23 protein-coding genes are annotated in these 26,305 nt (G+C 65.6%); 4 read left to right on the forward strand and 19 right to left on the reverse strand.

Going from position 1 to position 26,305, the window contains the following annotated elements; genetic code table 11:
* Positions 1–47: 47 nt before the first annotated feature.
* The gene (locus tag BFAL_RS04860) at positions 48–413 is read right to left on the reverse strand and encodes a YccF domain-containing protein (protein ID WP_055427301.1); all 366 of its coding nucleotides are present in this window, start codon (positions 411–413) and stop codon (positions 48–50) included.
* Positions 414–684: 271 nt separating this feature from the next.
* Between BFAL_RS04860 and BFAL_RS04865 the strand changes: the two genes are divergently transcribed.
* Positions 685–1,383 carry an SOS response-associated peptidase gene (locus tag BFAL_RS04865; protein WP_055427302.1) on the forward strand — a complete coding sequence of 233 codons (699 nt, stop codon included), beginning with the start codon at positions 685–687 and terminating at the stop codon, positions 1,381–1,383.
* Positions 1,384–1,776: 393 nt separating this feature from the next.
* On the opposite strand, the gene BFAL_RS04870 is transcribed toward BFAL_RS04865, so the two are convergent.
* Positions 1,777–2,535, reverse strand: coding sequence for a TetR/AcrR family transcriptional regulator (locus BFAL_RS04870; RefSeq protein ID WP_055427303.1), 759 nt, complete (start codon positions 2,533–2,535; stop codon positions 1,777–1,779).
* 87 nt (positions 2,536–2,622) lie between these two features.
* Positions 2,623–4,716 (reverse strand): KUP/HAK/KT family potassium transporter, encoded by a 2,094-nt coding sequence (locus BFAL_RS04875; protein ID WP_055427304.1) that lies wholly within the window; start codon positions 4,714–4,716, stop codon positions 2,623–2,625.
* A gap of 384 nt (positions 4,717–5,100) precedes the next feature.
* On the opposite strand from BFAL_RS04875, the gene BFAL_RS04880 reads away from it, so the two are divergent.
* Positions 5,101–6,066: a cobalt transporter gene (locus BFAL_RS04880; RefSeq protein ID WP_236691672.1), complete on the forward strand. Its 966-nt coding sequence runs from the start codon at positions 5,101–5,103 to the stop codon at positions 6,064–6,066.
* A gap of 44 nt (positions 6,067–6,110) precedes the next feature.
* Here BFAL_RS04880 and trpE read toward each other — a convergent pair whose 3' ends face one another.
* From trpE to BFAL_RS04950, 14 genes are all read right to left on the reverse strand, one after another.
* The gene (gene trpE, locus BFAL_RS04885; protein WP_055427306.1) at positions 6,111–7,670 is read right to left on the reverse strand and encodes an anthranilate synthase component I; all 1,560 of its coding nucleotides are present in this window, start codon (positions 7,668–7,670) and stop codon (positions 6,111–6,113) included.
* Entirely contained in the window at positions 7,667–8,092 is a 426-nt protein-coding gene (hisI, locus tag BFAL_RS04890; protein ID WP_055427355.1) for a phosphoribosyl-AMP cyclohydrolase, read from the reverse strand. Before hisI ends, trpE begins: the two co-directional genes overlap by 4 nt.
* 108 nt (positions 8,093–8,200) lie before the next feature.
* Positions 8,201–8,971 (reverse strand): imidazole glycerol phosphate synthase subunit HisF, encoded by a 771-nt coding sequence (gene hisF, locus BFAL_RS04895; RefSeq protein ID WP_055427307.1) that lies wholly within the window; start codon positions 8,969–8,971, stop codon positions 8,201–8,203.
* A 132-nt stretch (positions 8,972–9,103) separates the two neighbouring features.
* A complete protein-coding gene (gene rlmN, locus BFAL_RS04900) occupies positions 9,104–10,297 on the reverse strand; it encodes a dual-specificity RNA methyltransferase RlmN (protein ID WP_055427356.1) in 1,194 nt (397 codons plus the stop codon).
* Positions 10,298–10,455: 158 nt separating this feature from the next.
* Positions 10,456–11,442, reverse strand: a complete 987-nt coding sequence (locus BFAL_RS04905; protein WP_055427308.1) for a phosphatidate cytidylyltransferase — start codon at positions 11,440–11,442, stop codon at positions 10,456–10,458.
* Between the two features lie 15 nt (positions 11,443–11,457).
* Positions 11,458–12,012 (reverse strand): ribosome recycling factor, encoded by a 555-nt coding sequence (gene frr / locus BFAL_RS04910; RefSeq protein ID WP_055427309.1) that lies wholly within the window; start codon positions 12,010–12,012, stop codon positions 11,458–11,460.
* Positions 12,013–12,098: 86 nt separating this feature from the next.
* Positions 12,099–12,848 carry a UMP kinase gene (gene pyrH / locus BFAL_RS04915; protein ID WP_055427310.1) on the reverse strand — a complete coding sequence of 250 codons (750 nt, stop codon included), beginning with the start codon at positions 12,846–12,848 and terminating at the stop codon, positions 12,099–12,101.
* 152 nt (positions 12,849–13,000) lie between these two features.
* Positions 13,001–13,939: an aromatic amino acid DMT transporter YddG gene (yddG, locus tag BFAL_RS04920; RefSeq protein WP_055427311.1), complete on the reverse strand. Its 939-nt coding sequence runs from the start codon at positions 13,937–13,939 to the stop codon at positions 13,001–13,003.
* A gap of 195 nt (positions 13,940–14,134) precedes the next feature.
* Positions 14,135–14,986, reverse strand: coding sequence for a translation elongation factor Ts (gene tsf / locus BFAL_RS04925; RefSeq protein WP_055427312.1), 852 nt, complete (start codon positions 14,984–14,986; stop codon positions 14,135–14,137).
* A 131-nt stretch (positions 14,987–15,117) separates the two neighbouring features.
* Complete coding sequence (gene rpsB / locus BFAL_RS04930) at positions 15,118–15,927, reverse strand: 30S ribosomal protein S2 (protein WP_055427313.1); 810 nt, start codon at positions 15,925–15,927, stop codon at positions 15,118–15,120.
* A gap of 267 nt (positions 15,928–16,194) precedes the next feature.
* Positions 16,195–16,680: a peptide deformylase gene (gene def, locus BFAL_RS04935; protein ID WP_055427314.1), complete on the reverse strand. Its 486-nt coding sequence runs from the start codon at positions 16,678–16,680 to the stop codon at positions 16,195–16,197.
* A gap of 2 nt (positions 16,681–16,682) precedes the next feature.
* A complete protein-coding gene (locus tag BFAL_RS04940) occupies positions 16,683–18,791 on the reverse strand; it encodes an AMP-dependent synthetase/ligase (RefSeq protein ID WP_055427315.1) in 2,109 nt (702 codons plus the stop codon).
* Between the two features lie 54 nt (positions 18,792–18,845).
* Complete coding sequence (locus BFAL_RS04945) at positions 18,846–19,349, reverse strand: Rv3235 family protein (RefSeq protein WP_055427316.1); 504 nt, start codon at positions 19,347–19,349, stop codon at positions 18,846–18,848.
* 162 nt (positions 19,350–19,511) lie between these two features.
* Positions 19,512–20,639: a GuaB3 family IMP dehydrogenase-related protein gene (locus BFAL_RS04950; RefSeq protein ID WP_055427317.1), complete on the reverse strand. Its 1,128-nt coding sequence runs from the start codon at positions 20,637–20,639 to the stop codon at positions 19,512–19,514.
* A gap of 139 nt (positions 20,640–20,778) precedes the next feature.
* Here BFAL_RS04950 and BFAL_RS04955 point away from each other — a divergent pair, with 139 nt between their 5' ends.
* The gene (locus BFAL_RS04955) at positions 20,779–21,999 is read left to right on the forward strand and encodes an NADP-dependent isocitrate dehydrogenase (RefSeq protein WP_055427318.1); all 1,221 of its coding nucleotides are present in this window, start codon (positions 20,779–20,781) and stop codon (positions 21,997–21,999) included.
* Between the two features lie 96 nt (positions 22,000–22,095).
* A complete protein-coding gene (locus BFAL_RS04960) occupies positions 22,096–23,685 on the forward strand; it encodes a type 1 periplasmic-binding domain-containing protein (protein ID WP_055427319.1) in 1,590 nt (529 codons plus the stop codon).
* A gap of 107 nt (positions 23,686–23,792) precedes the next feature.
* On the opposite strand, the gene era is transcribed toward BFAL_RS04960, so the two are convergent.
* The gene (gene era, locus BFAL_RS04965) at positions 23,793–24,800 is read right to left on the reverse strand and encodes a GTPase Era (RefSeq protein ID WP_055427320.1); all 1,008 of its coding nucleotides are present in this window, start codon (positions 24,798–24,800) and stop codon (positions 23,793–23,795) included.
* A gap of 1 nt (position 24,801) precedes the next feature.
* Entirely contained in the window at positions 24,802–26,247 is a 1,446-nt protein-coding gene (locus BFAL_RS04970) for a hemolysin family protein (RefSeq protein ID WP_055427321.1), read from the reverse strand.
* Positions 26,248–26,305: the final 58 nt, after the last annotated feature.

The following is a 26,305-nucleotide window of genomic DNA, read 5'->3' on the forward strand; positions in this document are numbered from 1 at the left end:
AACACCACAGAAGAGACATCTGCTGCCGCATTGACGATCCTGAATGTTCACACGGCTTCGATTCGCGCGCCGAACGGCCAAAGCGCGAGTTTGGCCATCTTGAACGATTGGATCCCGAACGGGATGCCGATGATGGTGATGCAGTTGACCACGCCGGCGGCGAGGTAGCCGAGTGCCATCCATACTCCCACGAGCACCACCCACACGATGTTGGCGAGCAGGGAGCCTACGCCGCCGCCGTAGACCACGGTCCTGCCGAATGGGGTGAGCGTGAGACCGGCCATTTTGAACGCCTGCAATCCCAACGGGATGCCGATGATGGACACGCACAGCACGCATCCGACGACGGCCCACCCGAAGGCGAGCTCCAATCCGCCGAGAACAAGCCATAGGATATTGCCGATCAGTCTCATGCCATCTCCTTCCGATGCCCTTCAAGACCCGTTCGCCCGTACCGCACATCCCGCTTCCCGTATGACGCGAGGATGGGGCCCGGTCTTCCATTATCGCATGCCTCATCCGGCCCGCCATCGGGGGATTCCCTGAACCCACCCCGGGCTTCCCCCGATATCCGGCCGACCGTCCCATCCCCTTTCCTCCGTCGTCATCCGGATGCGGCACGGCCCGCCTCCGTGGCGCACACGAGCTGCTCGCGGACCGTGGCGCGGCATAGACTGGGATGCCATGTGCCGAAGGTTCGCGCTTGATCTGGATTGGGATACGGTCGCCGCTTGGCTCGACGTGGATGCGGGAAACGTGCGTCGCGACCGGCTGCCCACGCCGTCGTACAATATCGCGCCGTCGAGCACGATCGGCGTCGTCGCGCAGGGCCGTGACGGGCACAGGTATCTGACCGGCGCGCATTGGTCACTCATACCACGGTGGAGCCGAAGCATGACGCTCCCCTACCCGACGTACAACGCGCGATGCGAATCCGCCGCACACAAGCCGACGTTCGCCGAATCCACGGCGTCGATGCGCTGCATCATCCCGGCGTCAGGCTATTACGAACGGCAAGGCAAGCGCCCGTTCTACTTCCATGCTCCGGACGGTGCTCCTCTCGCGATGGCGGGCCTGTACTCATGGTGGCGCGCCTCCGACGCATCGCCATGGCGCCTGACTGCGACGGTCCTCACCTGCGCGGCCGTGGACGGGCCGGCGAACGTGCACGACCGCATGCCGTTGCTCGTACCGTCAGACATGAGATCCGCATGGCTGGACCGGACGACGGACGGCGGCACGCTGATCGAACCGTTACGCGAAGCGGGAACCTTGATTTCGTCGGCGTTGCGCTTCCACGAGGTGGCGCCACTGCCACGCGACGGCGATGGCCGCAGGCTCGTCGCCCCGCTCGACCGCACCGAACCCATACGTTTGTTCTAAGACGCATGCAGGAATGGGCCATGTGCCCACTTCCGATATCACTATCGACAACATGGGATATCTCTATTGGTATTACGTGATGAACCGAGGGAACACACGCGCTTGCGGCGCCGCGATTACCGACGGCGTCGCCTGCCGATGCAAGCATGGAACGTTGGATGCCTGCAACACGCATCGCCGCACTCTCATATGATAGCTACTTACATATGAAAGAAAACAACCCGACTCAACGCCGTAACTTCTTGGCACGTATCTGCGTTTTTATTTCATATGTAATCGTCTATCATATGAAATAAACGGCCATCTGACGCCTACGTTGGCACCATTCTTACCACCGCATACCAAGGAAAGTCCGAACGCTTCCCCGCGTGGACAGATGGGCGAGAACCAACGTCACCGCACCGTGCGCATCGCCTCATCGGCCAGATCGGCCAACGAGTCAAGAGCGTCGATGCCGGTGACCACCGCCCCGTCCGACGATGCCGAACCATCATCGCCATCACAACGCCGCGACCATTCCAGCAGCGTCTCGACCACGACTCCGATCACCATGGTCATCTCCAACCGTACGGCGAACACGGCATCCGCGCCCGTATTCGACGTGCGCCCGGACGACTCGCCCAACCATAGCTCCACGCACATGTCCGACCACCGGGGCATGCGCGCATACAACGCAGCAAGCAACGCGGCATCGGACCGTACGACGCGAAGCCGCACACGCAATCCATCCAACTGCTCCGAAGACTCGACCGAGGCGAGCAGATCGGGAATCACATGCCGGGCGAACGCCGTCGGACTCTCGCCCGGCATCCGCTCGGCGACGGCGCGTCTCACGGACACGAACGGTTCGCCGTCCGTCGAGAGCCCGAGGACGAGATCCTCCTTGGAGGGAAAATACCGGAACAAGGTGATGGCGGACGTGCCCGACTCCTCGGCGATGCGCTTCGTGGTGACGGATGCATATCCCTCCTGCTCGAACAGCCGCAAGGCCGTGTCCAGAATCGTCCGCCGGGTGGCCGCCCGCTTGCGTCGTTGCCATCGGGTGCGCGCCACCGTGGCCTTGACCGATACGCCACGTCTTGACGGCGAGCGATCGGCCGCACCAGCCACCGTATCGACCGCCTGCACCACTCCCCCACCATCGGTCGTCATCGCGTCCCCTTCCATCACCATCGTACGGAACGTGCCCGTTCACCATTCTATGCGCGCTCCTGCGGGAGACGGGCACGACCCATCCGATCACTTCGTGGACTTCGCCGTACCGGCATCCGCATGAACCGTCTTCACCGGTTCCCTGCCGTCCTTGGTCTTGACGGTCTTGACTTCCACACGCTCCATGTCCATCGGCCTGTCGACGCCGCTCCAGATGGGCACCGTGTCGATGAGCGGATCGTTGGTCTCCAATCCGAACCATTCGACCGGACGGCTGATGGCGCGTTTGAGCCACTGGTAGCTGCGCAGCAACGTGCGGTCCGCGTCGGGCACGGACGATTCCGGGCTGACCACACGGTGCATGAGCACATAGCGCACGCTGCCGATGCCGAGACGCTCGTTCCTGTTCGCCAGCTTCGGCCACTGCGGTTCGATGCGGGCGATCTCCCCCTTGGAGAGCATGTCAGCCATGATGACGTTCATGTACTGGCGCAGATAGAACTGCGGCTCCTTGTACCCGAGACAGATGACCACACGATGGAGGTTGCGCCCATAGGAGACGACCTTCCAGCGGCGTTCGAACGGACGTTCGGATTGGATGATGGTGACGAGCCAGTACGCGTGCCCGCGATGGTGGATCATACTGACGGCCACGTCCTTCTCCACCTCCTTCATGCTCGGATCCGCCGTCAGATACACGAGATTGTCGGCCACCAGGTCGCGGCGCTTCTCCGCCATGGAGGCGGTGAGGATGTGCGACAAATCCTCCGCGTGCACATGTCCGCGGTCGGAGACTTCCAATTGGCTGCCGCGCGAGCAGATGTGGAACATGCCGAACAGCACGCCCCAGATGGCGACGGTGATGTAGCCGCCGTCCATGAGCTTGGCCGCCGCGGCGGACAGGAACAACAGCTCCACCAGCAGATAGACGAGGCACGGCAGCACGGCGCCGAACCTCCGTCCGCGCACGCGCCACAGGAATTCGAACAACAACACGGTGTCCATGAGCATGGCGATGGTCAACGCCAGACCGTAGGCGGCCTCCATCGCGGACGACGATCCGAAGTACAGCACGACCATCACGGTGAGCACGGCCAGCAGACCGCACGCGGAAGGAATGTAGATCTGCCCTTTGCTCACGCCCGGGTAGCGCATGTTGAGACGCGGCAGCCAGCTCAGACCATCGGCCGCGGCGGTCAGGGTGAACGCGCCCGCGATGAGCGCCTGCGACGCGATCACGCCCGCGAGCAGGGCGAGCACCACCCCCACCGGGCGAATCGTCTCGGGGATGATGTAGAAGAACGGCGCGGAATCCGCCACCCCGATATGATGCCCCTCAAGCATCCACGCACCCTGACCGAAGTACGAGCAGATGAGCATGACGTTGACCAGCGGCCAGCTCGCGCGAATGTTGCCGCGTCCCACGTGTCCCATGTCCGAATACAGCGCCTCGGCGCCGGTCAGCGCGAGGAACACGCTGCCCATGAGCGCCACGCCCGCCTTGTTCTCGTCGGAGAACAGGAACCGTATGCCGAGGGTCGGGTCGAGCGCCCGCAGGACGCTCCAGTCATGGCTCAGGTTCATCACGCCGATCACGCCCATGAACACGAACCAGATGGTCATGACCGGCCCGAACAGGGAGCCCAGACGATTCGTGCCGGCATGCTGGATGAGGAACAGCACCGCGATGATGGCGATGGCGATCATGATCGACAGTTCCTGCGACCAGTAGACGCTGCCGCCGATCACCGGAATCGACGCGAGACCCTCCACTGCGGAAGTGATGCTCACCGCCGGCGTGAACACGCTGTCCGCGAGAAACGCGGCCGCGCCGACCATCGCGAACACGCCGGCGGGTTTCCAATACCGGCGGACTGCGGCGAACAGGGCGAACACGCCGCCTTCGCCGTCGTTGTCCGCCTGCATGGCGGTCCACACGTATTTGATGGTGACCACGACCAGCATGAACCAGAACACCAAAGACAGCGACCCCAGAATCTGGAACCGGTCCAACGTGCCGCCCTGCGCGAGCATCAACGCCTTGGGCGCGTAGATGGGGCTCGTACCCAGATCGCCGTATACGATGCCCACCGCGATGAGCATGCCGCCCGGCGAGACCTTGTCGATGCTGCGTTTCTCCGTCGCGGCGCCCTTCGGGCGCCTACGTCCCCACAGTGGCATATGCCTTACTCCCCGTGCCTTGCCGACAGTGCGCGCCATGCGTGATGGCCGTGACGGAAGCGCCGCGGCGGATTGCGCCCCGGACCTCCTGCGGCCTCATTGTAGGGGGTTTGCGGCGAACGCCCCGTTTTCCGTAAGCAAACCGTTAGGAACTCCCCCGAGCCGGGCGCCTGTCCACCCGCACACGGCGAACGGGTCCGCGCCACGCCCACCGACCCCGACCGTCATCCCCGCACGAGCGATGTCAGGGTCGCGAATCAGGGTTTTCTCCGGGAGCCTCCTGCCGCATCGGCACGACGCCGCTGGTAACGTGAGACGCGACGGACGACATGCATCACGAACGCATCGGGCCCGCGCCCGATCGACACAGGAAGGAGCCGCGGCATGGCACGACGGACGCCCCGGAACACGACGCACGGCGATGGAACCCTCCGTCATGCGATGACAATCGTCGTCGCCACCATCTGCATCGTCATCGCCGTGATCGTCGGCGTCGCCAAACTCTCGGCGCAATGGCTCGCCGGATTGTCCTCCCCCACCACGAAGGACGATACGGGCGCATACTGCATGGCGAAGCAGACGGACGGCGTGATGAGCTATGCGCTGACCACGGAGCAGTCACGCAACGCCGCGCTCATCACCGCGATCGGCGTGACGCGAGGACTGCCCGATCATGCGGCGACGGTGGCCCTGGCCACGGCGATGCAGGAGTCGAAGCTCACGAATCTGGAATACGGCGACCGGGATTCGCTCGGATTGTTTCAGCAGCGGCCCAGCCAAGGCTGGGGCACGGTCGAACAGATCATGGATGAGACCTACGCGACGAACGCGTTCTACGACGGGCTGGTGAAAGTCGCCGATTGGGAGACGATTCCGGTGGAACAGGCGGCGCAGGCGGTGCAGCGTTCCGGCTATCCGGACGCCTACGCGCAATGGGACGGCCTCGCCCGCGCATGGGCGCAGTCGCTGACCGGCGAAGTGGCCGCCGGCGTGGGGTGCAGACTGCCCGACGCCGAAACATCCGATCCGAAAGGATTCATCACCGGGCTGCGCAACGCATACCCGTCCGTCGCCGGCGCACAGTCCGGCACAGACGACGGTGGAACCACGGACGGGAATACGACGGGCGGCGACGCGGACGCCGTGAGCGTCACCCTCACCATGCCCGACGGGCTGTCCGGCGACGATCTGCGGCGCACGGTCTGGCAGACGGCGACATGGGCCGTCACCAACGCACACCACTATGGTGCCGTATCGATCGCCGCGAACGGCATGACCTGGACGCGTGCCGGCACCGACTGGACCGGCACGGAGACAGCGGGGAACACGGTGACGGTGACGTTCGCGTGATCCGCCCGCTCCAGGCGGTATCGCGCGAACGTCACCGCGGCGGACTACAGCTCGCGAAGCTGCGCGGCGATCTGAATCGCCTCGACGCTCGCCTCGGCCTTGTTGCGGGTCTCCTGCCATTCGTTCGCGGGCACGGAGTCGAGCACGAGACCGGCGCCCGCCTGCACGCTCGCCTCATGATCACGCAGGAACGCGGTGCGGATGGCGATCGCCATGTCCATGTTGCCGGAGAAATCGAAATAGCCGACGGTACCGCCGTAGATGCCGCGGTCGGCGGGCTCCAATTCGTCGATGATCTCGATGGCGCGCGGTTTGGGAGCGCCGGACAGGGTGCCGGCCGGGAACGCCGACATGAACACGTCGAACGCCGTCATGTCCGGATTGACCTCGCCGGTGACGGTCGAGCAGATGTGCATGATGTGGCTGAACCGTTTGATGTCCATGAGGGACACCACCTCCACGGTCTCCGGACGGCACACCTTGCTCAGATCGTTGCGGGAAAGGTCGACGAGCATGATGTGCTCACTGCGCTCCTTCGGATCGGCGAGCAGCTCCTTGGCGAGCCGCGCGTCCTCCTCCGGGGTCTTGCCGCGCGGGCGCGAACCGGCGATCGGGAAGGTGAGCGCATGGCCGTCGTCCACCTTGATGAGCGTCTCCGGGCTGGAGCCGATCACGTTGAAGTCGCGCCCCTGCGCGTCGGTGAGCGCCATGAAGTACATGTATGGGCTCGGGTTGAGCGTGCGCAGCACTCGGTACACGTCGAACGGGTCGGCGGGCGAATCGATGTCGAGCCGTTGGGAGATGACCGTCTGGAACACGTCGCCGTCGATGATATGGCGGCGGGTGGCCTCCACCGCCTTCTCATACACGTCACGCGGGGTGCGGAAACGCAGTTCCGGCTGTGGGACGGAAGCGTCGAGCGCGCTGACCCGCGCCTCGCCGGGGGTGGGCGTGGCGGCGTTCTCCTGCATGCGGTCCAGACGGCCGACGGCCTGGTCGTAGGCGATGTCGGCACGGGTGGGCTTGTCGTCCACGTTCACCGCGTTGGCGATGAGCCACACCGAACCGGAGACATGGTCGACCACGGCGATGTCGGTGGCGAGGGCCAGCACCATCTCCGGCTGTCCGGTCTCGTTCGGCGCCGTGGCGCGCAGCGTCGGCTCCCAGTGGCGGATCGCATCCCATCCGACAGTACCGACCAGACCGGAGGTGAGGTTCGGCAGTCCCTCGACACGCGGCGCCTTCAGCGTCTTCAACGTGGCGTGCGCGACCTCGACCACGTCGCCGTGCGTGGGCACGCCGGCGGGCACGGTGCCCAGCCAGTCGGCGTTGCCGTGCTCGTCAGCGCGAAGCTGCGCCATCGAGTTCACGCCGATGAAGCTGTATCGGCTCCACGAGCCGCCGTATTCGGCCGATTCGAGGATGAACGTGCCGGTACGGCCTCCGGCCAGACGCTCATAGAAGCCGACCGGGGTGAGTGAATCGGCGAGCAGGCGCCGCACGATGGGGATCACACGGTAGCCTTCCCCCGCGAGTTCGAGGAACTGTTCGCGGCTCGGCCAGGTGCCGCCCCAGTTGAGATGTTCGACGCTGCACTTGCTCATGCCTCGGCCTCCTGCCCGTTCACCGTTTCCTGCACGTCCGGCCTGTGCCCTTCGACGACCGGCAGCGGCCCTCCTTCCAGGAAGCAGCTGCGCTTGCCCGTGTGGCATGCGGCTCCCACCTGATCGACCTCGACGAGCAGGGCGTCGCCGTCGCAGTCGAGGGACACGCCCTTGACGTACTGCACATGTCCGGAGGTGTCGCCTTTGCGCCAGTATTCCTGACGGGAGCGCGACCAGAAGGTCACGCGGCCCGTGGTGAGTGTGCGGCGGAGCGCCTCGTCGTTCATATAGCCGACCATGAGCACTTCCCGCGTGTCGTACTGTTGGATGACCGCGGCGACCAGCCCCTTCGCGTCACGCTTGAGGCGCGATGCGATGCGCGGGTCGAGTTCAGTCGTGTTGTCGTATTCGTTGTCTGTCACTGTCATGGATAATGTCATCCGCCTTCCGCGTCAATGCCCGCCCGTTCCCGCCTGATCCGTTGCGGCAGGCGGCGGGAGATGAAAACCGAATCGATGGAGCCGGCTACCTTACCGGACCGTGTAGCCGTGGCGCCTGAGCTCCGCCTTCACGTCGGCGATGGTCATGATGCCGTAGTGGAAGACCGACGCCGCAAGCACCGCGTCCGCTCCGGCCTCGATCGCCGGAGGGAAGTCCTCGACCTTGCCGGCGCCGCCGGACGCGATGATCGGAATCGAGACCTCCCTGCGGACAGCGCTGATCATCTCCAGATCGAAGCCCTGCTTCGTGCCGTCCGCATCCATCGAATTGAGGAGGATCTCGCCGGCGCCGAGCTGTTCGGCGCGTTTCACCCACCAGATAGCGTCGATGCCGGTCGATTTGCGCCCGCCCATCGTGGTGACCTCGAAACCGGACTTCGTATGCCGTTCGCCCTGCTCACGGCGCGCGTCGACGGACAGGACGAGCACCTGATTGCCGAACCGTTCGGCGACGCGGCTGATGAGCGTCGGATCGTTGATGGCGGCCGTGTTGACGCCGACCTTGTCCGCGCCGCAGCGCAGCAGCGAGTCCACGTCCTCGGGAGTGCGCACGCCACCGCCGACGGTCATCGGGATGAACACCTGCTCCGCGGTGCGCGACACCACGTCGACCATCGTGCCGCGATGCGAACTGGAGGCGGTCACATCGAGGAACGTGAGCTCGTCGGCACCTTGGCGATAGTATTCGGCGGCGAGCTCCACCGGGTCGCCGGCATCCTTGAGATTCTCGAAATGCACACCCTTGACCACTCGTCCGGCATCGACGTCCAGGCACGGGATGACTCGAACCGCCAGCGACATAACTTCACTCCCCTGTTTGCAAGGTCCTTCATTACCAATGCCATTCACACTAGCGGCAAGGTGGCCTTTCGGCCCCGGCCGTCTCGCTATGCTGAACGGGCGGCGGCGCCGAAGACGGCCGCCCGTTCAGCATCACCGGGAGCCGAACGACTCCCGGGTCTTCGCGGCGAGCTGGCCGCAGGCGCCGTCGATGTCCTGTCCGCGCGTATCACGCAACGTGGCGGTGATGCCGGCGGCGTGCAGGATGTCCAGGAACCTCGCCTCGTCCTCCGGTTTGGAGGCGGTCCAGCGCGACCCTTCGATCGGGTTGAGCGGAATCGGGTTGACATGCGCCCAATCGTCGCCGTAATGGTTGAGACGCTTTGCGAGCAGGCGAGCATGCTCCGCCTGATCGTTGATGCCGCGCATCAACGCGTATTCGATGCTGACGCGGCGTTTCGAGGCGAGCCAGTAGTCGTGCGCCGCGTCGAGCACCTGCGTGGTGTCGAACCGTCGGTTCATCGGCACCAGTTCATCGCGCAGCTCGTCGCTCGGCGCATGCAGGGAGACGGCGAGACGCACCGGAAGGCCTTCGGCCGCGAGTTTCCTGATGCCGGGCACGACGCCCACGGTGGACACGGTGATGTTGCGCGCCGAGATGCCGAACCCCTCCGGAGGCATCGAGGAGATCTGACGCACGGCGGACAGCACCGACCGGTAGTTGCCCATCGGCTCGCCCATGCCCATGAACACGATGTTGCTCAGACGCCCCGGACCTCCGGCCACCTCGCCGTCACGCATCATGCGCGCGGCCACGCGGACCTGTTCGACGATCTCGCCGGCGGACATGTTGCGGGTGAGACCGAGTTTGCCGGTCGCGCAGAACGGGCATCCCATGCCGCACCCCACCTGCGAGGAGATGCACAGCGTGGTGCGCGTGGGATAGCGCATGAGGACCGATTCGATGTGGGAGCCGTCGAACAGGCGCCACAGCGTCTTGATGGTGGTGCCCTCATCGGCCACCTGCCGGGTCACCTCGTGGATGAGTTCGGGGAAGAACGCGGCTGCGGCCTCGTCGCGCTTGGCGGCGGGGAAATCGGTGAACTCGGCGGCGTTCACGTCGAATCGGCCGTAGTAGTGGTTGGCGAGCTGCTTGACGCGGAACTTCGGCATGCCGAACTCCTTCGCCGTCTCGATGCGCTGCTCGTCGGTCATGTCCGCGAAATGCAGCGGCGGTTTGCCCCTGCGCGCGTGGTCCTTGGACAGGACGTCGCGGAACGCCCCCTTGGTGCCGCCCGGTGTGATGCCGGTCTCCGGAGCTTCGGAGATGGAATGCTGATCGACCATTGTGGCCTTCTTTTCGTTGTTTTCGATGTGCGTGCTGTTCGTGGTTGTGCGTGTCATGCCGTTGGACCATGCGGCACGACGCCATGCCCGGACGCGACGCGGGGCCGGACGATCGCGGCGGATCGCCCGGCCCCGGCTTCCGGAGTGGCCCGTGTGGGTCACAGACCCGTGAACCACAGCAGGATGCAGGTGAACGGCGCGGCCATGAGGATCGAATCCACACGGTCCATCACCCCGCCATGCCCCTTGAGCAGGTGGCCCATGTCCTTGATGCCGAGATCGCGCTTGATCATCGAGGCGCACAGGTCGCCGAAGGTGCCGGTCACACCGACGAGCACGCCTTCGAGAATCGGAACCCACCATTTGGCGGCCCACACGTCCGACGGATACGTCGAGAACAACACGGCGAAGGCGCCCGCCATCGCGAACAGCACGGATCCGGCGAGTCCCTCCCAGCTTTTCTTCGGCGAGATGCGGGGCGAAAGCTTGTGCCTGCCAAGCCATGCGCCGGCGAACAGTCCACCCGTATCGGACAGCGCCGGCAGGAACACGAGCATGATCGCATGCGCGACCGGATGCCCGTGGAACGTCAGCGGGATGACGATGCAGGCGGCGAGCACCGGTATGTAGAGCACCGTGAGCACCGAGACGGCCACATGGCTCAGGCGCGAATGATGCTGTTCGCCGCCCTCATGGTTGAACGACGACTCGAGACGCGCGCCGGCCTCCGTGTGCGACAGCTTGTCGGCGACCGCCAACGACAGGCGGTTGCCGAAACTGAGCTTGGCGGTCGCGGTCAGCGCGACGAACATGATCGACGCCATCGCACACAACGCCATTGCGACGACGTGGAGCGGCGCGTAGTACGTCGCCGACAGCGTCGCCACCGAGCATACGCACAACGCGATGAACGGGATGTGCAGTCCCACCGTGGCGAAATCGACGCGCAGCTCCCACAGCGCGAGAATCATGAACACGACGATCAACGCCACGAACAGGTCGATGCTCAGGAGCATCGCGGCGAGGATGATGGCGATCAGGACGACCGCCGTTCCGATCGCCTGCGGCATGTTCCGGCCGGTTTTCTTGTTGATCTCGTCAAGCGCGACCTCGGCCTCTTCGTGGAGTTGTTCGTTGCGTTCCATAACTCGTTCGGAGGATCAGACCTCCATGATCTCCTTCTGCTTGGTCTCCAGCAGGGAATCGATCTCGTCGGTGACGGACTTGGTGACCTTGTCGAGGTCCTTGAGGAGACGGTCGCCCTCGTCCTCGCCCATGTCGCCGTCCTTGACGGCCTTGTCGATGCCTTCCTTGGTCTTGCGGCGGATGTTGCGCACCGCGACCTTGCCGTCCTCGGCCTTGCCCTTGGCGAGCTTCACGTACTCCTTGCGGCGTTCCTCGGTGAGTTCCGGCATGGTGACGCGGATCACGTTGCCGTCGCGGTTCGGGCTCACGCCGAGATCGGAGTTGCGGATCGCCTTCTCGACGGCCGCGGCCTGCGAGACGTCGAACGGGGTGACGGCGAGCGTGCGGGGTTCCGGCACGCTGATGGAGGCGACGGCCTTGATCGGCGTGGGGGCGCCGTAGTAGTCGACCACGATGCCGTTGAGCAGGGCCGGGTTGGCGCGTCCGGTGCGGATGCCCGCGAAGTTCTCCTTGGTGTTCTCGACGGTCTTGGCCATCTGGTCCTTGGCCTGATCGATGACGTTTGCCATATTGTGCTCCTTGCTGTTCGTCTACGAACTGTTGGTGTTGACGTTGTTCTCCCCTACAGATTGTAGGGGTTCGGCGGGGGTGCCGGCTATTCCGCCACGCGCGATTCGGCGGTGGAGACGAGCGTGCCGATCTCCTCGCCGAGCAGTGCGCGGGTCACGTTGCCCGGCTCCTCGAGGCCGAAGACGCGGATGCGCTTCTTGTTGTCGCGCGCCATGGACAGCGCGGAGGCGTCCATCACGGCGAGGTTGTCGACCAGCGCGCGGTTGTAGCTCAGGGTCTCGAAGCGCTTGGCCTCGGGGTGCTTGCGCGGATCGGCGGTGTACACGCCGTCGACGCCGTTCTTGCCCATCACCACCTCGTCGCAGTGGATCTCCAGCGAACGCTGGATGGAGACGGTGTCGGTGGAGAAGTACGGCATGCCCGCGCCGGCGCCGAAGATCACGACGCGGCCCTTCTCCAGATGGCGGATGGCCTTGAGCGGGATGTACGGCTCGGCGACCTGCCCCATGGTGATGGCGGTCTGCACGCGGGTGGCCTGACCCTCCTGCTCGAGGAAGTCCTGCAGCGCGAGGCAGTTCATCACGGTGCCGAGCATGCCCATGTAGTCGCCGCGCGAACGGTCGATGCCGGCCTGCTGCAGCTCGGCGCCGCGGAAGAAGTTGCCGCCGCCGGTCACGATGGCCACCTGGACGCCCTGCTGGACGGCGGGCACGATCTCCTCGGCGATGCGACGGATCACCTTGGTGTCGATGCCGACCTTGCCGCCGCCGAACGCCTCGCCGGACAGCTTCAGCAGCACCCTGCGCGGCTTGTCTTTCGCATCATTGCCAGTCATACGTTAAACCCTTTCGTCCTTGGTTCATGGCGCAAGTCGCATGGACCCGCGAAAAATTCCGTCTAACAGGTTATCCGCAATTCGCGACAGCGGCCCCGCGGGCGCGACCGGCGTTCCCGAATCCGCAGTCAGCCGCCCGGTCGGGGACGCCGTCACCCGCGGAATCGGGACAAACGCTCGCCGAGCCAGTTCAGAATCGAGCCGGCGACGACCAGCAGCGCGCCGCACCAGAACGGCAACGACAGGGAGAGCCCGAGAATGAGGGCGCTCGCCGCGACCGACAGCACCGGCGTGGCATAGGACGCGACGGCGAGCGTCCTGAGACTGCCGTGCAGGATGCCGTAGCCCCAGCAGGCGTATCCGCCGCCGATGACCGTCGTGCAGGCGACGATCGCCAGCCAGTCGAGCGGACCGGGCATCGTCTGCGGCCACCCTTCGCCTGAGATGAAGTGGATGATCCACAGCATGACCGCCACCCCGGGGAAGAACACCGACGTGCCGTCATACCCGTGCGATATGGACGGCGTGATCACCGCGTAGACGGACCAGGCGAAGGCGCCGAGAAACGCGAGCAGGTACGGCAGCGGGTTCGACGCCACATGCCCGAGCGCCGCTTCGAGGCGCAGGCCGCTGTTGCCGCCGACCGCCAGCGCCACGCCGACGGTCGCCACGCCGGCGCCGGGCAGCGCGCGCCACACGGCGCCCTTGCGCCGTGGCCTGCCCAGGGCCGCGGCGAGCAGCACCATCAATGTCGGCCACAGATAGTTGACGAGGCTCACCTCGACGGATTGCTCCGCGGTGGAGGCCAGTCCGATGGACAATGATATGGACGACTCGTAGAAGACGAACAGCACCCCGCCGACGATGAGATACCGGCGCGGGCACAGACGCAGCGGCGCGGGCCTGTGGAAGACGAACAGCAGAACGACGCCGCAGGTGTAGATGAGCGCCGAGCCAAGCGTCGCGCCGAAGGATTCGGCGACGATGCGCACCAGCGCGGTCATCAGGCTCCATAGCGCGATGGCGAGCAGCCCGACCGCCGTCGCCTTGGTCGCCGGCACGTAGGCCGTCCTTCCGTCCTTCTCGCCCATACGCGTCTCCTTCCCGTTCATGGAGGGCGTTTCCGCGCCCCGTTGTCTCCGACTGGTCCAGTCCGGGCGCGTCACCGACGTCCCGGACAAACGATGGCGGCCGCGCACCCTGAAAGGCGCGCGGCCGCCATCCTGCTGGCGTGTCGTCGTCACCCGTACCGACGGGGACGACGACACGCTCTCAACGGGGTCCGCTCACTCCTCGGAGCCCTTGCCGACCTCGACGCGGGCGAAGGCCACTGCCTTGCCGCCCACTTCCTCGAAGAGCTTGCCGACGGTCTTGGAAGGATCCTTGACGAACGGCTGCTCGAGGAGGACGACCTCCTTGAAGAAGGCGTTGAGACGGCCCTCGACGATCTTCGGGACGATCTTCTCCGGCTTGCCCTCGGCGAGGGACTTCTCGGTGGCGACGCGACGCTCGGACTCGACCACATCGGCCGGGACGTCCTCGCGGGTCAGCCACTTGGCGCCCATCGCGGAGATCTGCAGCGCGGCCTCGTGCGCGACGGCGGCGCCGGCCTCGTCGGTGGCGATCATGGCGACGATGCTCGGCGGCATCTCGGCGGACTTCTTGTGCGCGTAGACCTCGACGTGCTCGCCGGAGATCTTCGCGAACTGGCCGACCTTGACGTGCTCGCCGAACAGGGCGGCGGCCTCCTCGATGGCCTCCTTGACGGTCTCGTCGCCGGCCTTGGCGGCCAGAACGGCTTCGGTGGAGTCGGCGTCGGCGTCGACGGCGTAGCCGAGGACGGTGTCGGCGAATTCGACGAACTTCGGGGTCTTGGCCACGAAGTCGGTCTCGGAGTTCAGCTCGACCGCGTAGCCGGTCTCGCCGTTGGCGCCCGCGACGACCTTGGAGGCGATGGTGCCCTCCTGGGCCTTGCGGCCTTCGCGCTTGCCGGCCGCGGCGATGCCCTTGGCGCGGATGATCTCCTTGGCGCGGGCGACGTCGCCTTCGGCCTCGGTCAGGGCCTTCTTGACGTCGAGCATGCCGGCGCCGGTGTCCTCACGAACCTGCTTGATCAGAGCGGCGGTAATTGCTGCCATGAAACTTGTCTCCTTGAGATAAAACTCGATTACGTTCCTCTAAGACAAGAGGTGCAATCATGATTGCACCTCCCATCCTAGCGGTTGGTGAACCTCGGCGGTTCACGGTTGGCGAACCCTTCAGCGGGGATTCACTCGGCCTTGGTCTCGGCCTCGGCGGCCGGGGCGGCGGTCTCCTGGTTCTCCAGGAGCTCCTTCTCCCAAGCGGCCATCGGCTGCTCGGAGGCGCCCTCCTCCTTGGCGGCCTTGCCGGAACGCTCCAGCAGACCGTCGGCGACGGCGTCGGCCATGAGGCTGGTCAGCAGCTCGATGCCGCGGATGGCGTCATCGTTGGCCGGGATCGGGTAGTCGACGGACTCCGGGTCGGTGTTGGTGTCGACGATGGCGATGACCGGGATGCCCAGCTTGTGGGCCTCCTCGACGGCCAGCGCCTCCTTGTTAATGTCGACGACGAACATCGCGGACGGGGTGCGGCCCATGTTGCGGATGCCGCCGAGCTGCTTCTCCAGCTTGTCCTTCTCGCGCTCGAGGAGCAGCAGCTCCTTCTTGGTCAGGCCGGAGCCGTGCACGTCGGAGAAGTCCATCTCCTCGAGCTCCTTGAGGCGGGAGACGCGCTTGGAGACGGTCTGGAAGTTGGTCAGCATGCCGCCGAGCCAACGCTCGGACACGTACGGCATGTTCACGCGGGTGGCCTGGCCGGAGACGGCCTCCTGGGCCTGCTTCTTGGTGCCGACGAAGAGCACGGTGCCGTTGTGGGCGACGGTGGTCTTGATGAAGTCGTACGCCTTGTCGATCATTTCGAGCGACTTGAACAGGTTGATGATGTGGATGCCGTTGCGCTGGGTGAGGATGAACGGCTTCATCTTCGGGTTCCAGCGGCGGGTCTGGTGGCCGAAGTGCAGGCCTGCCTTCAGCATTTCGCTCATCGTGATCTGAGCCATGGTAGTGACCTTTCTTGTCGGTTATTGCCTGGTCATGCGCACCTGCGTGCAGCGCTCCCCCGCATTCTCACGGGTTCGGGCCGACCGACACAGGCCGTCGCGGGCATGACGCGAATTCTTCGTGCGCCGGTAGACGATATCGGTTGGTTCGGGACGGCTGCGACTCCGCCCCTCGCCTGGTTGGCGCACGAATTGGCACAGTACCATACGGCATGGAAAAGCCCCGGGCCTTCCGGTCCGGGGCTCACGCCTTCGGGGCGGTGGCGGCTACTTGGCGTGCTCGCGCATGTATTTGAGCGCCGCCCTGCGCTCCTCCTTCTCGAGACGGTCGAGGTACACGTGGCCGTCGAGATGGTCGGTCTCATGCTGGAGCATGCGGCCCATGAGGCCGGTGCCTTCCAGCACGATCTCCTTGCCGTCCAGGTCGATGCCGCGCACGCGCGCATAGTCCGCGCGACGCGTCTTGTACCACAGGCCGGGCACCGACAGGCATCCCTCGTCGCCGTACTGTTCGCCGCGGGTCTCCTCCAGCACGGGGTTGAGCACGTAGCCGACCTTCCCGTCGATGTTGTAGGAGAAGGCCCGGAGCCCCACGCCGATCTGGTTGGCGGACAATCCGGCCCGACCGGGATCGTTCACGGTCTCCAGCAGATCGTCGACGAGACGTCGCACGGCCGGGGTGATCTCGCGGATCTCATCGCAGGGGGTGCGCAGCACGGGATCGGGGACGATGCGGATTTCACGGATGGCCAAGACTATTTCTCCTCGCTGTCGTTGTGTTCGGCATCGGCACGGTCGCTCGCGGCGTCGGCGTCGGGGAAAGCCGCCGCGGCGTCCTCCCGCGGTTCGACGGACTCGTCCTGCTGCCGCTTGATCTTCTCCGAAACGCTAGCAAGCGAATCAGACACGTTGCCCTTGGCTTGCTCGTATGCGGACCGCAGCGACTTCGTGTTGACGCTTTCCGAAGCCTGCTTGACCGTTTCCGCGGTGCGCTTGACCGATTCGGTGGTCCGGTCGAGGATGCGCACGGTGGCGGGCAACGGCTTGGCGGGGTTGCGCGGGGCGTAGATCTCGTCGTCGATGATGCGCTCGTAACGCTTGAGGATCTTGGCGCGCACGATCTTCAGACTCGGCGTCAGCGTGCCCGACTCCTGGCTGAACTGCTCGTCGAGGATGACGAACTTGCGCACCGATTCGGCGCGCGACACGTTCGCGTTCGCCTTGTCGACGTACTGCTGCACGAACGCGCGGACGGCGTCGTTGACGGCGATCTCATCCAGCGGGGCGTCCCGGTCGAGGCCCTGGGAGGCGAGCCAGGAACGGGTCATGTCCGGTTCGAGCTCGATGAGCGCGGCGATGAACGGCTTGCCGTCGCCGATGACGACGGCATGGTCGACGATCGGGCACGTGGCGATGGTCTCCTCCATCGGCGCGGGGCTCACGTTCTTGCCGCCGGCGGTGATGATGATGTCCTTCGTGCGGCCGGTGATGGTCACGAAGCCGTCGTCGTCGATCGAGCCGAGATCGCCGGTGTGGATCCAGCCGTCGGCCGTCTTCGTCTCGGCGGTCAGTTCGGGCTGCCTGTAGTAGCCGAGGAACACGTTCGGGCCGGTGAGGAGCAGTTCGCCCCCGTCGCCCTGACGCACGCCCATGCCGGGGCCGGGCTTGCCGACCGTGCCGACCTTGTTCGCTTCCTGCCAGTTGACGAGCATGGGGGCGGCGGTTTCGGTCATGCCGTAGCCCTGGATGAAGGTGATGCCGTCCATGCCGTTGAAGAAGTGCGCCAGATCGGAGTTGAGAGGCGCGCCGCCGCAGGCGAGCCACGAGAGGTTCGGACCGAGCGCGGAGCGGACCGACTTGCCGACGGTGGACATGAAGAACGAATGGCGCACGCGGGCCGCGAGACTGTGTCCGCGTCCCTCCTGCCCGTCCTTCGACCACTGCACGAAATGACGGTACGCCGCCGCGAACACGCGTCCGGCGATGCCGTTGCCGGCCTTCTGCGAGGCGGCGTTGTACACCTTCTCGAACACGCGCGGCACGCCGAGCAGGTAGGTGGGTTTGAACGAGCGCAGATCGGCGAGCAGGTGCTTGGCTCCCGGGATGTAGCCGACGACGCCGTGGCCGCCGATGGCGACGTACTGGATGTACCGGGCGAAGCAGTGGGCCAACGGCAGGAAGAGCAGCAGGCGGTTGGGGTTGTAGAGCATGTCCTCGAGGATGATGTAGCCGTTCTTCACGATATGCGTGAAGTTGCGGTTCGACAGCATGGCGCCCTTCGGCTTGCCGGTCGAACCGGACGTGTACACGATGGTGGTCATGTCGTCGGCCCTGACGCGCGCGATGGCGGCGTCGAGCTCGTCGTCGGAGACGCCCGCGCCGAAATCGGCGACGGCGTCGAGGCCGTTCTCCTTGAAGTTGAACACGTATTCCAGACCGTCGACCTCGTCGCGCACCTGTTCGAGGGTCTGCGCGTGCGCCTGGTCGCCGGCGAACGCGATCAGCGGCGACGTATCCGCGATGATGGAGGCCGCCTGCCGCTGCGAATCGGTCTCGTAGATCGGCACGCTCACCGCGCCGATCGCGGCGCAGGCGAAATCGGTGACGCCCCACTCGTAGCAGGTGGCGGAGTAGATGGCGACCATGGTGCCGGGGCGCACGCCCAGGGCCAGCATGCCCTTGGCGACCTCGCGCACCCGCGAGAGCATCTCGTGCGCCTTGACCGTATGCCAGCGGCGCTCGGAATCCTGGTATTCGGCGATGTCGTCGTCGGGGGCGCCCTCGGCGCGCGCGGCGAGCAACGAGAATATCGTGTCGCCGTCGTTGGTCACATATTCGGGGTCGGAAATATACTCACGCAACATGAATCCAAGACTATACCCGGTCCGGTATCAGCCATGGGGTGCCGCGCCGGACGCCTAGCCGATGTCGGCGACCGTGCACATCCAGCGCGACCCCTTGATTTCGAACCGCAGGTTCGACCAGTAGGATTCCCCTCCCACGGACAGATGCACGGCGAGTTCCAGCGCGTCGGCGTTGACCAGCATTCCGTATACCGAGAACGGCACGACCGGCAGGTAGCGCATCCTCGCGCGCAGCGCGTCGTCCGTCCGCATGGTGCTGTCCATCAGATAGGCCATGGTCTCCAGGCGCTCGATGCAGGACGGTTCGACGGCTCGGCGCAGCATCGACGCCGACAGCGTCCCGCGAATCACGTCGGCGGCCAGGCACGCGACCTTGCATCCGGACACGGCCATGCCGTGCATCTGCCCGTCGGTCATCGCGTCGTCCACGACCGCGACGATGCGGTACGGCACGGGTTCCGCGGAAAGCTCGACATGTATCCGTCCCTCGTAGACGGGAGGGGTGTCGCCGTGGATGAATCCCGCGGAAGGGAATATGACGTGACGCTGCGGTTGCATTGGAGGCTCCTTCGCCGATCGATGGCCGTTCGCGCGGACCGTCGTCGGCCTCGCACGAAGCCATCGCACCATATCCGAAGGCCCCGCGTCAACATGGGCGGGGCCTTGGTGCATGGGTGTGGACGACGCGGTGGATAACCTCCCCCCGCACGCCCCTATCGGTCAGCGACGGTCCACGTACGGCGAGACCACCACGCCGCAGCGCTGGAAGTTCTTCACGTCGACGTATCCGGTGGACGCCATCGCACGGCGCAGGGCGCCGATGAAGTTCGTGGTGCCGTCCGCGGTGTGGCTCGGTCCGAACAGGATCTGCTCCAGCGGCGCGACCGTGCCGACATCCGTGCGGAAGCCGCGCGGCAGCGTCTGGTGACGCGCCTCGGCGCCCCAATGCTTGCCGTGACCGGGAGCCTCGGTCGCACGGGCGAGCGGCGCGCCGAGCATGACGGCGTCGGCGCCGAGCGCCAGCGCCTTGACGAAGCTTCCGGAATCGCCCATGCCGCCGTCGGCGATGAGCTGCACGTAGCGGCCGCCGGACTCGTCCATGTAGTCGCGGCGGGCCTCGGCCACGTCGGCGATGGCGGTGGCCATCGGCGCCTCGACGCCGATGGTCTGGCGCGTAGCGGACACGGCTCCGCCGCCGAAGCCGACGAGCACGCCGGCGGCTCCGGTGCGCATCAGATGCAGCGCGGCGGTGTAGTTGGCCGCGCCGCCGACGATGACCGGCACGTCGAGGTCGTAGATGAACTGCTTGAGGTTCAACGGCTCGTGGTCCTGCGAGACATGCTCGGCGGACACCGCGGTGCCGCGGATCACGAACAGGTCCACGCCGGCGTCTACCACGGTCGAGTAGAACTGCTGCGTGCGCTGGGGCGACAGCGCGCCGGCGACGGTGACGCCGGCGTCACGGATCTCATGCAGACGACGGGTGATGAGCTCCGGTTTGATGGGCTCGGCGTAGATCTCCTGGATGCGCCGGGTGGCGTCGGCCACGGGAAGCCGCGCGATCTCCTCGAGATACGGTTCCGGATCGTCATAGCGGGTCCACAGACCCTCGAGGTCCAACACGCCCAGCGCGCCCAACTTGCCCATCGCGATGGCGGTCGCCGGGCTGGTCACGGAATCCATGGGGGCGCCGATCACCGGCACGTCGAACTCGTAGGCGTCGACCTGCCACGCGGTGGAGACGTCCTGCGGGTCACGGGTCCTGCGGGAGGGGACGATCGCGACATCGTCCAGCGAGTAGGCCAGACGGCCCTTCTTGCCCAAACCGATTTCAATTTCCTGAGACATGCCTCCGAGACTAATGCGCGCGCGGGACGGGGAGGGCGCGGCGGGGCGCCGTGTCTCACATACTCGAACCGGCCACGGGGACGTTACAATCCTGCGCTACGAATGACTGATGTCACAACAGCATCCGTCAGGAGGAAACATGGCCAGAATCAAGGTCGAAGGAAAGGTCGTCGAGCTCGACGGCGACGAGATGACGCGCGTCATCTGGAAGGACATCAAGGACCGCCTCATCCTGCCGTACCTCGACGTGGACCTCGACTACTACGACCTCGGCATCGAGAACCGCGACGCCACCGACGATCAGGTCACCATCGACGCGGCGCGCGCCATCCAGCGCGAGCATGTGGGCGTCAAATGCGCGACGATCACGCCGGACGAGGCGCGCGTCAAGGAGTTCGGCCTCAAGAAGATGTGGAAATCCCCCAACGGCACGATCCGCAACATCCTCGGCGGAACCATCTTCCGCGAGCCGATCGTGATGAGCAACGTGCCGCGCCTCGTGCCCGGCTGGACCAAGCCGATCGTCGTCGCGCGCCACGCATTCGGCGACCAGTACAAGGCCACCGACTTCAAGGTGCCGGGCGCCGGACGCCTGACCGTCACCTTCACCCCCGAGGACGGCTCCGCGCCCATCGAGCACGTCGTCTACGACTACGGCGCGGACGGCGGCGTGGCGCAGGTGCAGTACAACGTCAACGATTCGATCCGCGGCTTCGCGCGCGCCTGCTTCAACTACGGGCTCATGCGCCACTACCCCGTGTACCTGTCCACGAAGAACACCATCCTCAAGGCGTACGACGGACAGTTCAAGGACATCTTCGCCGAGGTGTACGAGACCGAGTACAAGGAACGCTTCGAGGCCGAGGGACTCACCTACGAGCACCGCCTCATCGACGACATGGTCGCCAGCTCGCTCAAATGGCACGGCGGCTACATCTGGGCATGCAAGAACTACGACGGCGACGTGCAGTCCGACTCCGTGGCTCAGGGCTTCGGCTCGCTGGGACTGATGACCTCCGTGCTCATGACCCCGGACGGGAAGACCGTCGAGGCGGAGGCCGCGCACGGCACCGTGACCCGACACTACCGCCGTTGGCTCAAGGGCGAGAAGACCTCCACCAACCCGATCGCCTCGATCTTCGCGTGGACCGGCGGGCTCAAGCACCGCGCCGATCTCGACGGCACGCCCGAGGTGCGCCACTTCGCCGAAACGCTGGAGAAGGTCATCGTCTCCACCGTCGAAGGCGGCCAGATGACCAAGGACCTCGCCATGCTCATCGGCCCGGACCAGCCCTGGCTCGACACCGAAGGCTTCATGGACGCGCTCGACGAGAACCTCGCCAAGGCGCTCGCGGACTGACCGGTTCGCGCATGCCGGCGGGTTCGCGCAATCAGCCGGCATGCTACTACAATCGACGGCAGTGCATCGACCGTCGATTGAAAGGAATCCCGTCACATGGCCCTGCGCAGCAGCAATACAGCAGCACGACTCATCGCCATGGCGGCGGGATTCGCCATGCTGGCGTCCTGCGCGGCATGCGGCGGGCAGGACGCCGCCTCCGGCACCACCGCAGCGCCGGGCGGGAACACGGCCGCGGGCACGACGGCGTCCGCAGGCAGCGCGGTCATCTTCACCCCGTCCGACGGAATCACCATCTCCCAGAGCACCCCGCTCAACAAATGGGCGAAACTGGTGCCGGAGATCACCGACGGGCTCGTCGCCAACGGCATGGCGAAGAAGTCCATCGAGACGAAGACATCCTCCGACCTCGACGACCAGAGCCGTGACGTACAGGACTGGGTCGTCGACCATATGGCGGCCGAGGGGCAGTCCGATTCCCAAAACGACGAGAAGAGGACGACGCTGATCGTCGCCCCGGCCGTTCCGGCGGGCGCGGCCACGCGCCAGTACGGCGACTACGTCACCCAACCGCAGGACGACGACGATACGGCAGAGGGGACCGACGACGGGACCGATGCCTATACGCGTCTCGCATCCGCGCTGAGTCTGGCGCAGGATTCGGGCATGCACGTCATACTGCTCGCCAACGGCGTGGACGGCGTCACACCGGACGCGTTCGCCCGCTTCTCCACCGCCGAACAGATCGGACGCATCGAAGCGCAGAAGCTCGTCACGAAACTCGATCTCGCCAAGGCGAGCAAGGACAACCCCAAGGCCATCGAAGTGCTCATCCCCTATACGGCGACGGCCTCGAACGACTCCGACGACAACGACTCCGACGAAGAGGTCGCCTCCCCGGCACGGGACGACGCGTTCTCGCGCGAGGCGTTCGCCGGCATGTGGAAGGTGCTCCAGCCGTATTTCACCCAAGGCAAGGCGTATTCCCCGTCCGGAACGCTCTCCAAGACCACCACGGATGACGACTGGCGTGACGTGGCCGTGGACGGATCCGACAGGAAGACGATCGCCGCCGAGGTCGACAGACGGCTTCCCACTCGCAAGACCTCGGACGGCACGGCCCATATGCGCGTCGACGGCGTCATCGCGATGAACGACTACGTCGCCTCGGTGGTCACCGAGGAACTCGGCGCGCTCGGCTACACGGGCTCCGCCGCGGACGTCAACCCCCAGATCACCATCTCCGGCATCGTCGACAACATCACCGGCAAGAAGGATCTGCAACGCGGCAGCGTGCCCGACCCGGCGAAGGCGCCCGAGACCGCCGATGACGCTCAGGACGATGCCGCTGCCGTCTCAGGCGTCGACGAGATCAACAGCCGTTGGCCCATCGTCACCGGCTTCGGCGCATATGTGGACACGATGCCGCAGATCGTGAACGGCAAACAGTGGATGACCGGACTGGAGAACCGCATGGCGTTGGCCTCGGACATCGCCGAGGTCACGGTGAGACTCAACCGAGGCGAGTCCCTCACCAAGCTCTCCTACATCACCAAAGCGAAGGTGGACGGCGCCGCGAAGCGCACGAACGTCATCGAGGAGGAGCCGCTCGCGGTGAGCGCCTCCAACCTCAAGGCGGCGCTCATTGATCCGGGGTACATCACCATGGCGGACGCCGGCCTGTGACGCGGCGCGCCTACGCTCCGCGCGAGAATCGTGCGCAAAACGGCCCTTACGCGCACGATTCTCGCGCGTAAGGGCCGTCGACGATGTGATGACGCGGAAGCCTGGAATCAGAATCCCAGTTTCTGCAGCTGCTTGGGGTCGGACTGCCAGCTCTTCGCCACCTTCACGTGCAGGTCAAGCAGGGCCTTGCATCCGACGATGCGGTTGACCGCGGTACGCAGGCGCTTCTTCACCGCGACGAGGTTGCCCGCCCCCCTGCCGATGATGATCGGCTTCTGCGAATCGCGCTCGACGTAGATCGAGACGCGCACGTCCGCCTTGCCGTCATACGCCTCACCGGTCTCGTTGTCCTCCGGATAGTCGATGGAATCGACGACCACGGCGAGGGAATGGGGCAGCTCGTCGTCCAGCTGTTCGAGGAACGCGCCTCGGACGAGCTCGGCGATGGTGTCCTCCGGACGCTCCTCGGTCACCTGCTCCTCGGGGTACATCTGCGGGCCTTCGGGCATGTGGCCGATGAGCACGTCACGCACTTCGTCGAGGTTGTCGTGTTCGAGCGCGCTCACCGGGACGATGTCCGAGAAATCCGCGAATCCGTCGATTTCGATGAGCTTCGACACGAGCCGTTCACGCGACAGTTCGTCGATCTTCGTGACGATGGCGATCAGCGGCACCTTCCAGTGAAACGTGCCGTCCTCGCGCTTGACGGCGAAATCGGAACGCAGACGCGACAGGATGCGTCGGTCGCCGGGGCCGATCTCCTGATTGGCGGGCAGCAGGAACGCCACTTCGTCCACGTCGGACAGGCTTTCGTCGACGATGTCGTTGAGACGCTGGCCGAGCAACGTGCGCGGACGGTGGATGCCGGGCGTGTCGACGAGCACGAGCTGTGCGTGATCCGTGGTGAGGATGCCGCGAATGGCCTTGCGGGTGGTCTCCGGCCGCGAGGACGTGATGGCGATGCGCTTGCCGATGAGCGCGTTGATGAGCGTGGACTTGCCGACGTTCGGCCTGCCCACGACCGCCACGAACCCCGAACGGTACGGCACCGGCCTGCCGGTGCCTTCGGACTCGTTCGTGTCGCTCCGGTTAGTCGCTGCGGCGGTATCGGTCATGTCACTCCTTGGATCGGTTGTGCGTGTCGTCATGCGCACGGCCTTCGTCGCCGTCGCGCTGCTGGTCCTGCGACGTCTCGTCGCCCCCGGCGTTGTCATCTTCCTCGTGCCCCTCGACGTGCGCCGGCTCCACGACGATCGTGGACACCTTCTTGCGCCGTCCGGCCGAATCGACCGCGGTGAGCCTCAGTCCGCGGGTCACGGCCGAGGCCCCGACGATCGGCACACGCCCTAGCAGCTTGGTGAGCAGACCGTAGACGGTGTCCACGTCGTCCTCGTCGATGTCGATCTCGAAAAGCTCCTCCAGATCCGCGATCGGCGTACGTGCCGGCATACGCCACTTGCGTTCGCCGATCTGCTCCGGTTCCTCGCGCTGCGTGCGGTCGTGCTCGTCCTCGAGTTCGCCGACGATCTGCTCGATGGTGTCCTCGATGGTCACCAGACCGGCGATGCCGCCGTATTCGTCCACGACGACCGCCACATGCTGGCGGGAACGCTGCATCTGGTGGAACAGGTCGTCGACAGGCTTCGATTCGGGCACGAGCATCGGCTTGCGCACGATCGAGGAGACCGTTCGCCCGAGGGCGGCGGGGTTGAAGGCGGTGGCGCGCACGGCGTCCTTGAGGTAGGCGATGCCGATGAGGTCGTCCACATCCTCGCCGATGACGGGAACGCGAGAGAATCCCGAGCGAGAGCACAGCTTGAGCATCGATTCGAGCGTCGCGTCCTTCTCGATGCAGATCATGTCGGTGCGCGGCACCATGATCTCGCGCGTCAGCGTGTCCGACAGGGTGAGCACGTTACGGAGCATTTCGGAGACCTCGGGATCGAAGTCGTTCGATTCGACGAGACGGTCGATGGTGGCGCGGCCCTGCTCCTGCTGGATCTTCTCCAGTTCCTCGTCATCGGAGAGGTTCTGGCTGCGGCGGCGCACGTCGGTCGCCGCGCCGATCCTGGTGAACGGGGTGAGCCGGTTCGCGATGGAGACCATGCGCGAATGCTTGATCATGATGTCCGCCGGCTTGATGGCACCGGTCTCGCGCGGGCGGACCAGCACGCTCACCACACCCACGATGAGCGCGACGACGACGCCGATCACGATCTGGAGCCACAGCGTCGCCCCCCATATCGAGGAGACGATGGCGACCAATACGCCGACCATCACGTTGCAGGTGACGCGGAAGAAGGCGCACGCGCCGGCGGCGGCGTACCGGTCGGCGATGATGCCCTGCACGCGATGGATACGGGCGATCCGCTTCATGCGGCTGAACTGGGTGAGATCAGGGTCGGTCTGCACCTCGAGCACGAGGTTGTTGAGACTCGCCCGGGTCACCCGTCCCACCGCACCCTCGGCTGCCGCCAGCGACAGCGACAACCACACCAGGAATGCGGCCACGATCACGAGGGCCGCGGTGATTGCGATCAATGTCGATTGGGAGTACTCCATCGGTGTTGCGTTCCTTGTCGTTTGCTATGCGTGTTCTCGTATGCGCGCGTCTCGCATG

The sequence above is a fragment of the Bifidobacterium aesculapii genome (genome assembly GCF_001417815.1).
Classification (GTDB): Bacteria; Actinomycetota; Actinomycetes; order Actinomycetales; family Bifidobacteriaceae; genus Bifidobacterium; species Bifidobacterium aesculapii.

Bases quoted from the DNA above. Each gene is read 5' to 3' on its own strand.
- hisF (WP_055427307.1), bottom strand. From the start codon at position 8,971: ATGTCGCTGGCGGTTCGAGTCATCCCGTGCCTGGACGTCGATGCCGGA.
- era (WP_055427320.1), bottom strand. From the start codon at position 24,800: ATGACCGATACCGCCGCAGCGACTAACCGGAGCGACACGAACGAGTCC.
- BFAL_RS04905 (WP_055427308.1), bottom strand. From the start codon at position 11,442: ATGGAACGCAACGAACAACTCCACGAAGAGGCCGAGGTCGCGCTTGAC.
- BFAL_RS04960 (WP_055427319.1), top strand. From the start codon at position 22,096: ATGGCCCTGCGCAGCAGCAATACAGCAGCACGACTCATCGCCATGGCG.
- BFAL_RS04950 (WP_055427317.1), bottom strand. From the start codon at position 20,639: ATGTCTCAGGAAATTGAAATCGGTTTGGGCAAGAAGGGCCGTCTGGCC.
- BFAL_RS04865 (WP_055427302.1), top strand. From the start codon at position 685: ATGTGCCGAAGGTTCGCGCTTGATCTGGATTGGGATACGGTCGCCGCT.
- yddG (WP_055427311.1), bottom strand. From the start codon at position 13,939: ATGGGCGAGAAGGACGGAAGGACGGCCTACGTGCCGGCGACCAAGGCG.
- BFAL_RS04875 (WP_055427304.1), bottom strand. From the start codon at position 4,716: ATGCCACTGTGGGGACGTAGGCGCCCGAAGGGCGCCGCGACGGAGAAA.
- pyrH (WP_055427310.1), bottom strand. From the start codon at position 12,848: ATGACTGGCAATGATGCGAAAGACAAGCCGCGCAGGGTGCTGCTGAAG.
- BFAL_RS04945 (WP_055427316.1), bottom strand. From the start codon at position 19,349: ATGCAACCGCAGCGTCACGTCATATTCCCTTCCGCGGGATTCATCCAC.
- BFAL_RS04860 (WP_055427301.1), bottom strand. From the start codon at position 413: ATGAGACTGATCGGCAATATCCTATGGCTTGTTCTCGGCGGATTGGAG.
- rlmN (WP_055427356.1), bottom strand. From the start codon at position 10,297: ATGGTCGATCAGCATTCCATCTCCGAAGCTCCGGAGACCGGCATCACA.
- rpsB (WP_055427313.1), bottom strand. From the start codon at position 15,927: ATGGCTCAGATCACGATGAGCGAAATGCTGAAGGCAGGCCTGCACTTC.
- tsf (WP_055427312.1), bottom strand. From the start codon at position 14,986: ATGGCAGCAATTACCGCCGCTCTGATCAAGCAGGTTCGTGAGGACACC.
- BFAL_RS04880 (WP_236691672.1), top strand. From the start codon at position 5,101: ATGGCACGACGGACGCCCCGGAACACGACGCACGGCGATGGAACCCTC.
- BFAL_RS04870 (WP_055427303.1), bottom strand. From the start codon at position 2,535: ATGACGACCGATGGTGGGGGAGTGGTGCAGGCGGTCGATACGGTGGCT.
- BFAL_RS04970 (WP_055427321.1), bottom strand. From the start codon at position 26,247: ATGGAGTACTCCCAATCGACATTGATCGCAATCACCGCGGCCCTCGTG.
- frr (WP_055427309.1), bottom strand. From the start codon at position 12,012: ATGGCAAACGTCATCGATCAGGCCAAGGACCAGATGGCCAAGACCGTC.
- BFAL_RS04940 (WP_055427315.1), bottom strand. From the start codon at position 18,791: ATGTTGCGTGAGTATATTTCCGACCCCGAATATGTGACCAACGACGGC.
- BFAL_RS04955 (WP_055427318.1), top strand. From the start codon at position 20,779: ATGGCCAGAATCAAGGTCGAAGGAAAGGTCGTCGAGCTCGACGGCGAC.
- trpE (WP_055427306.1), bottom strand. From the start codon at position 7,670: ATGAGCAAGTGCAGCGTCGAACATCTCAACTGGGGCGGCACCTGGCCG.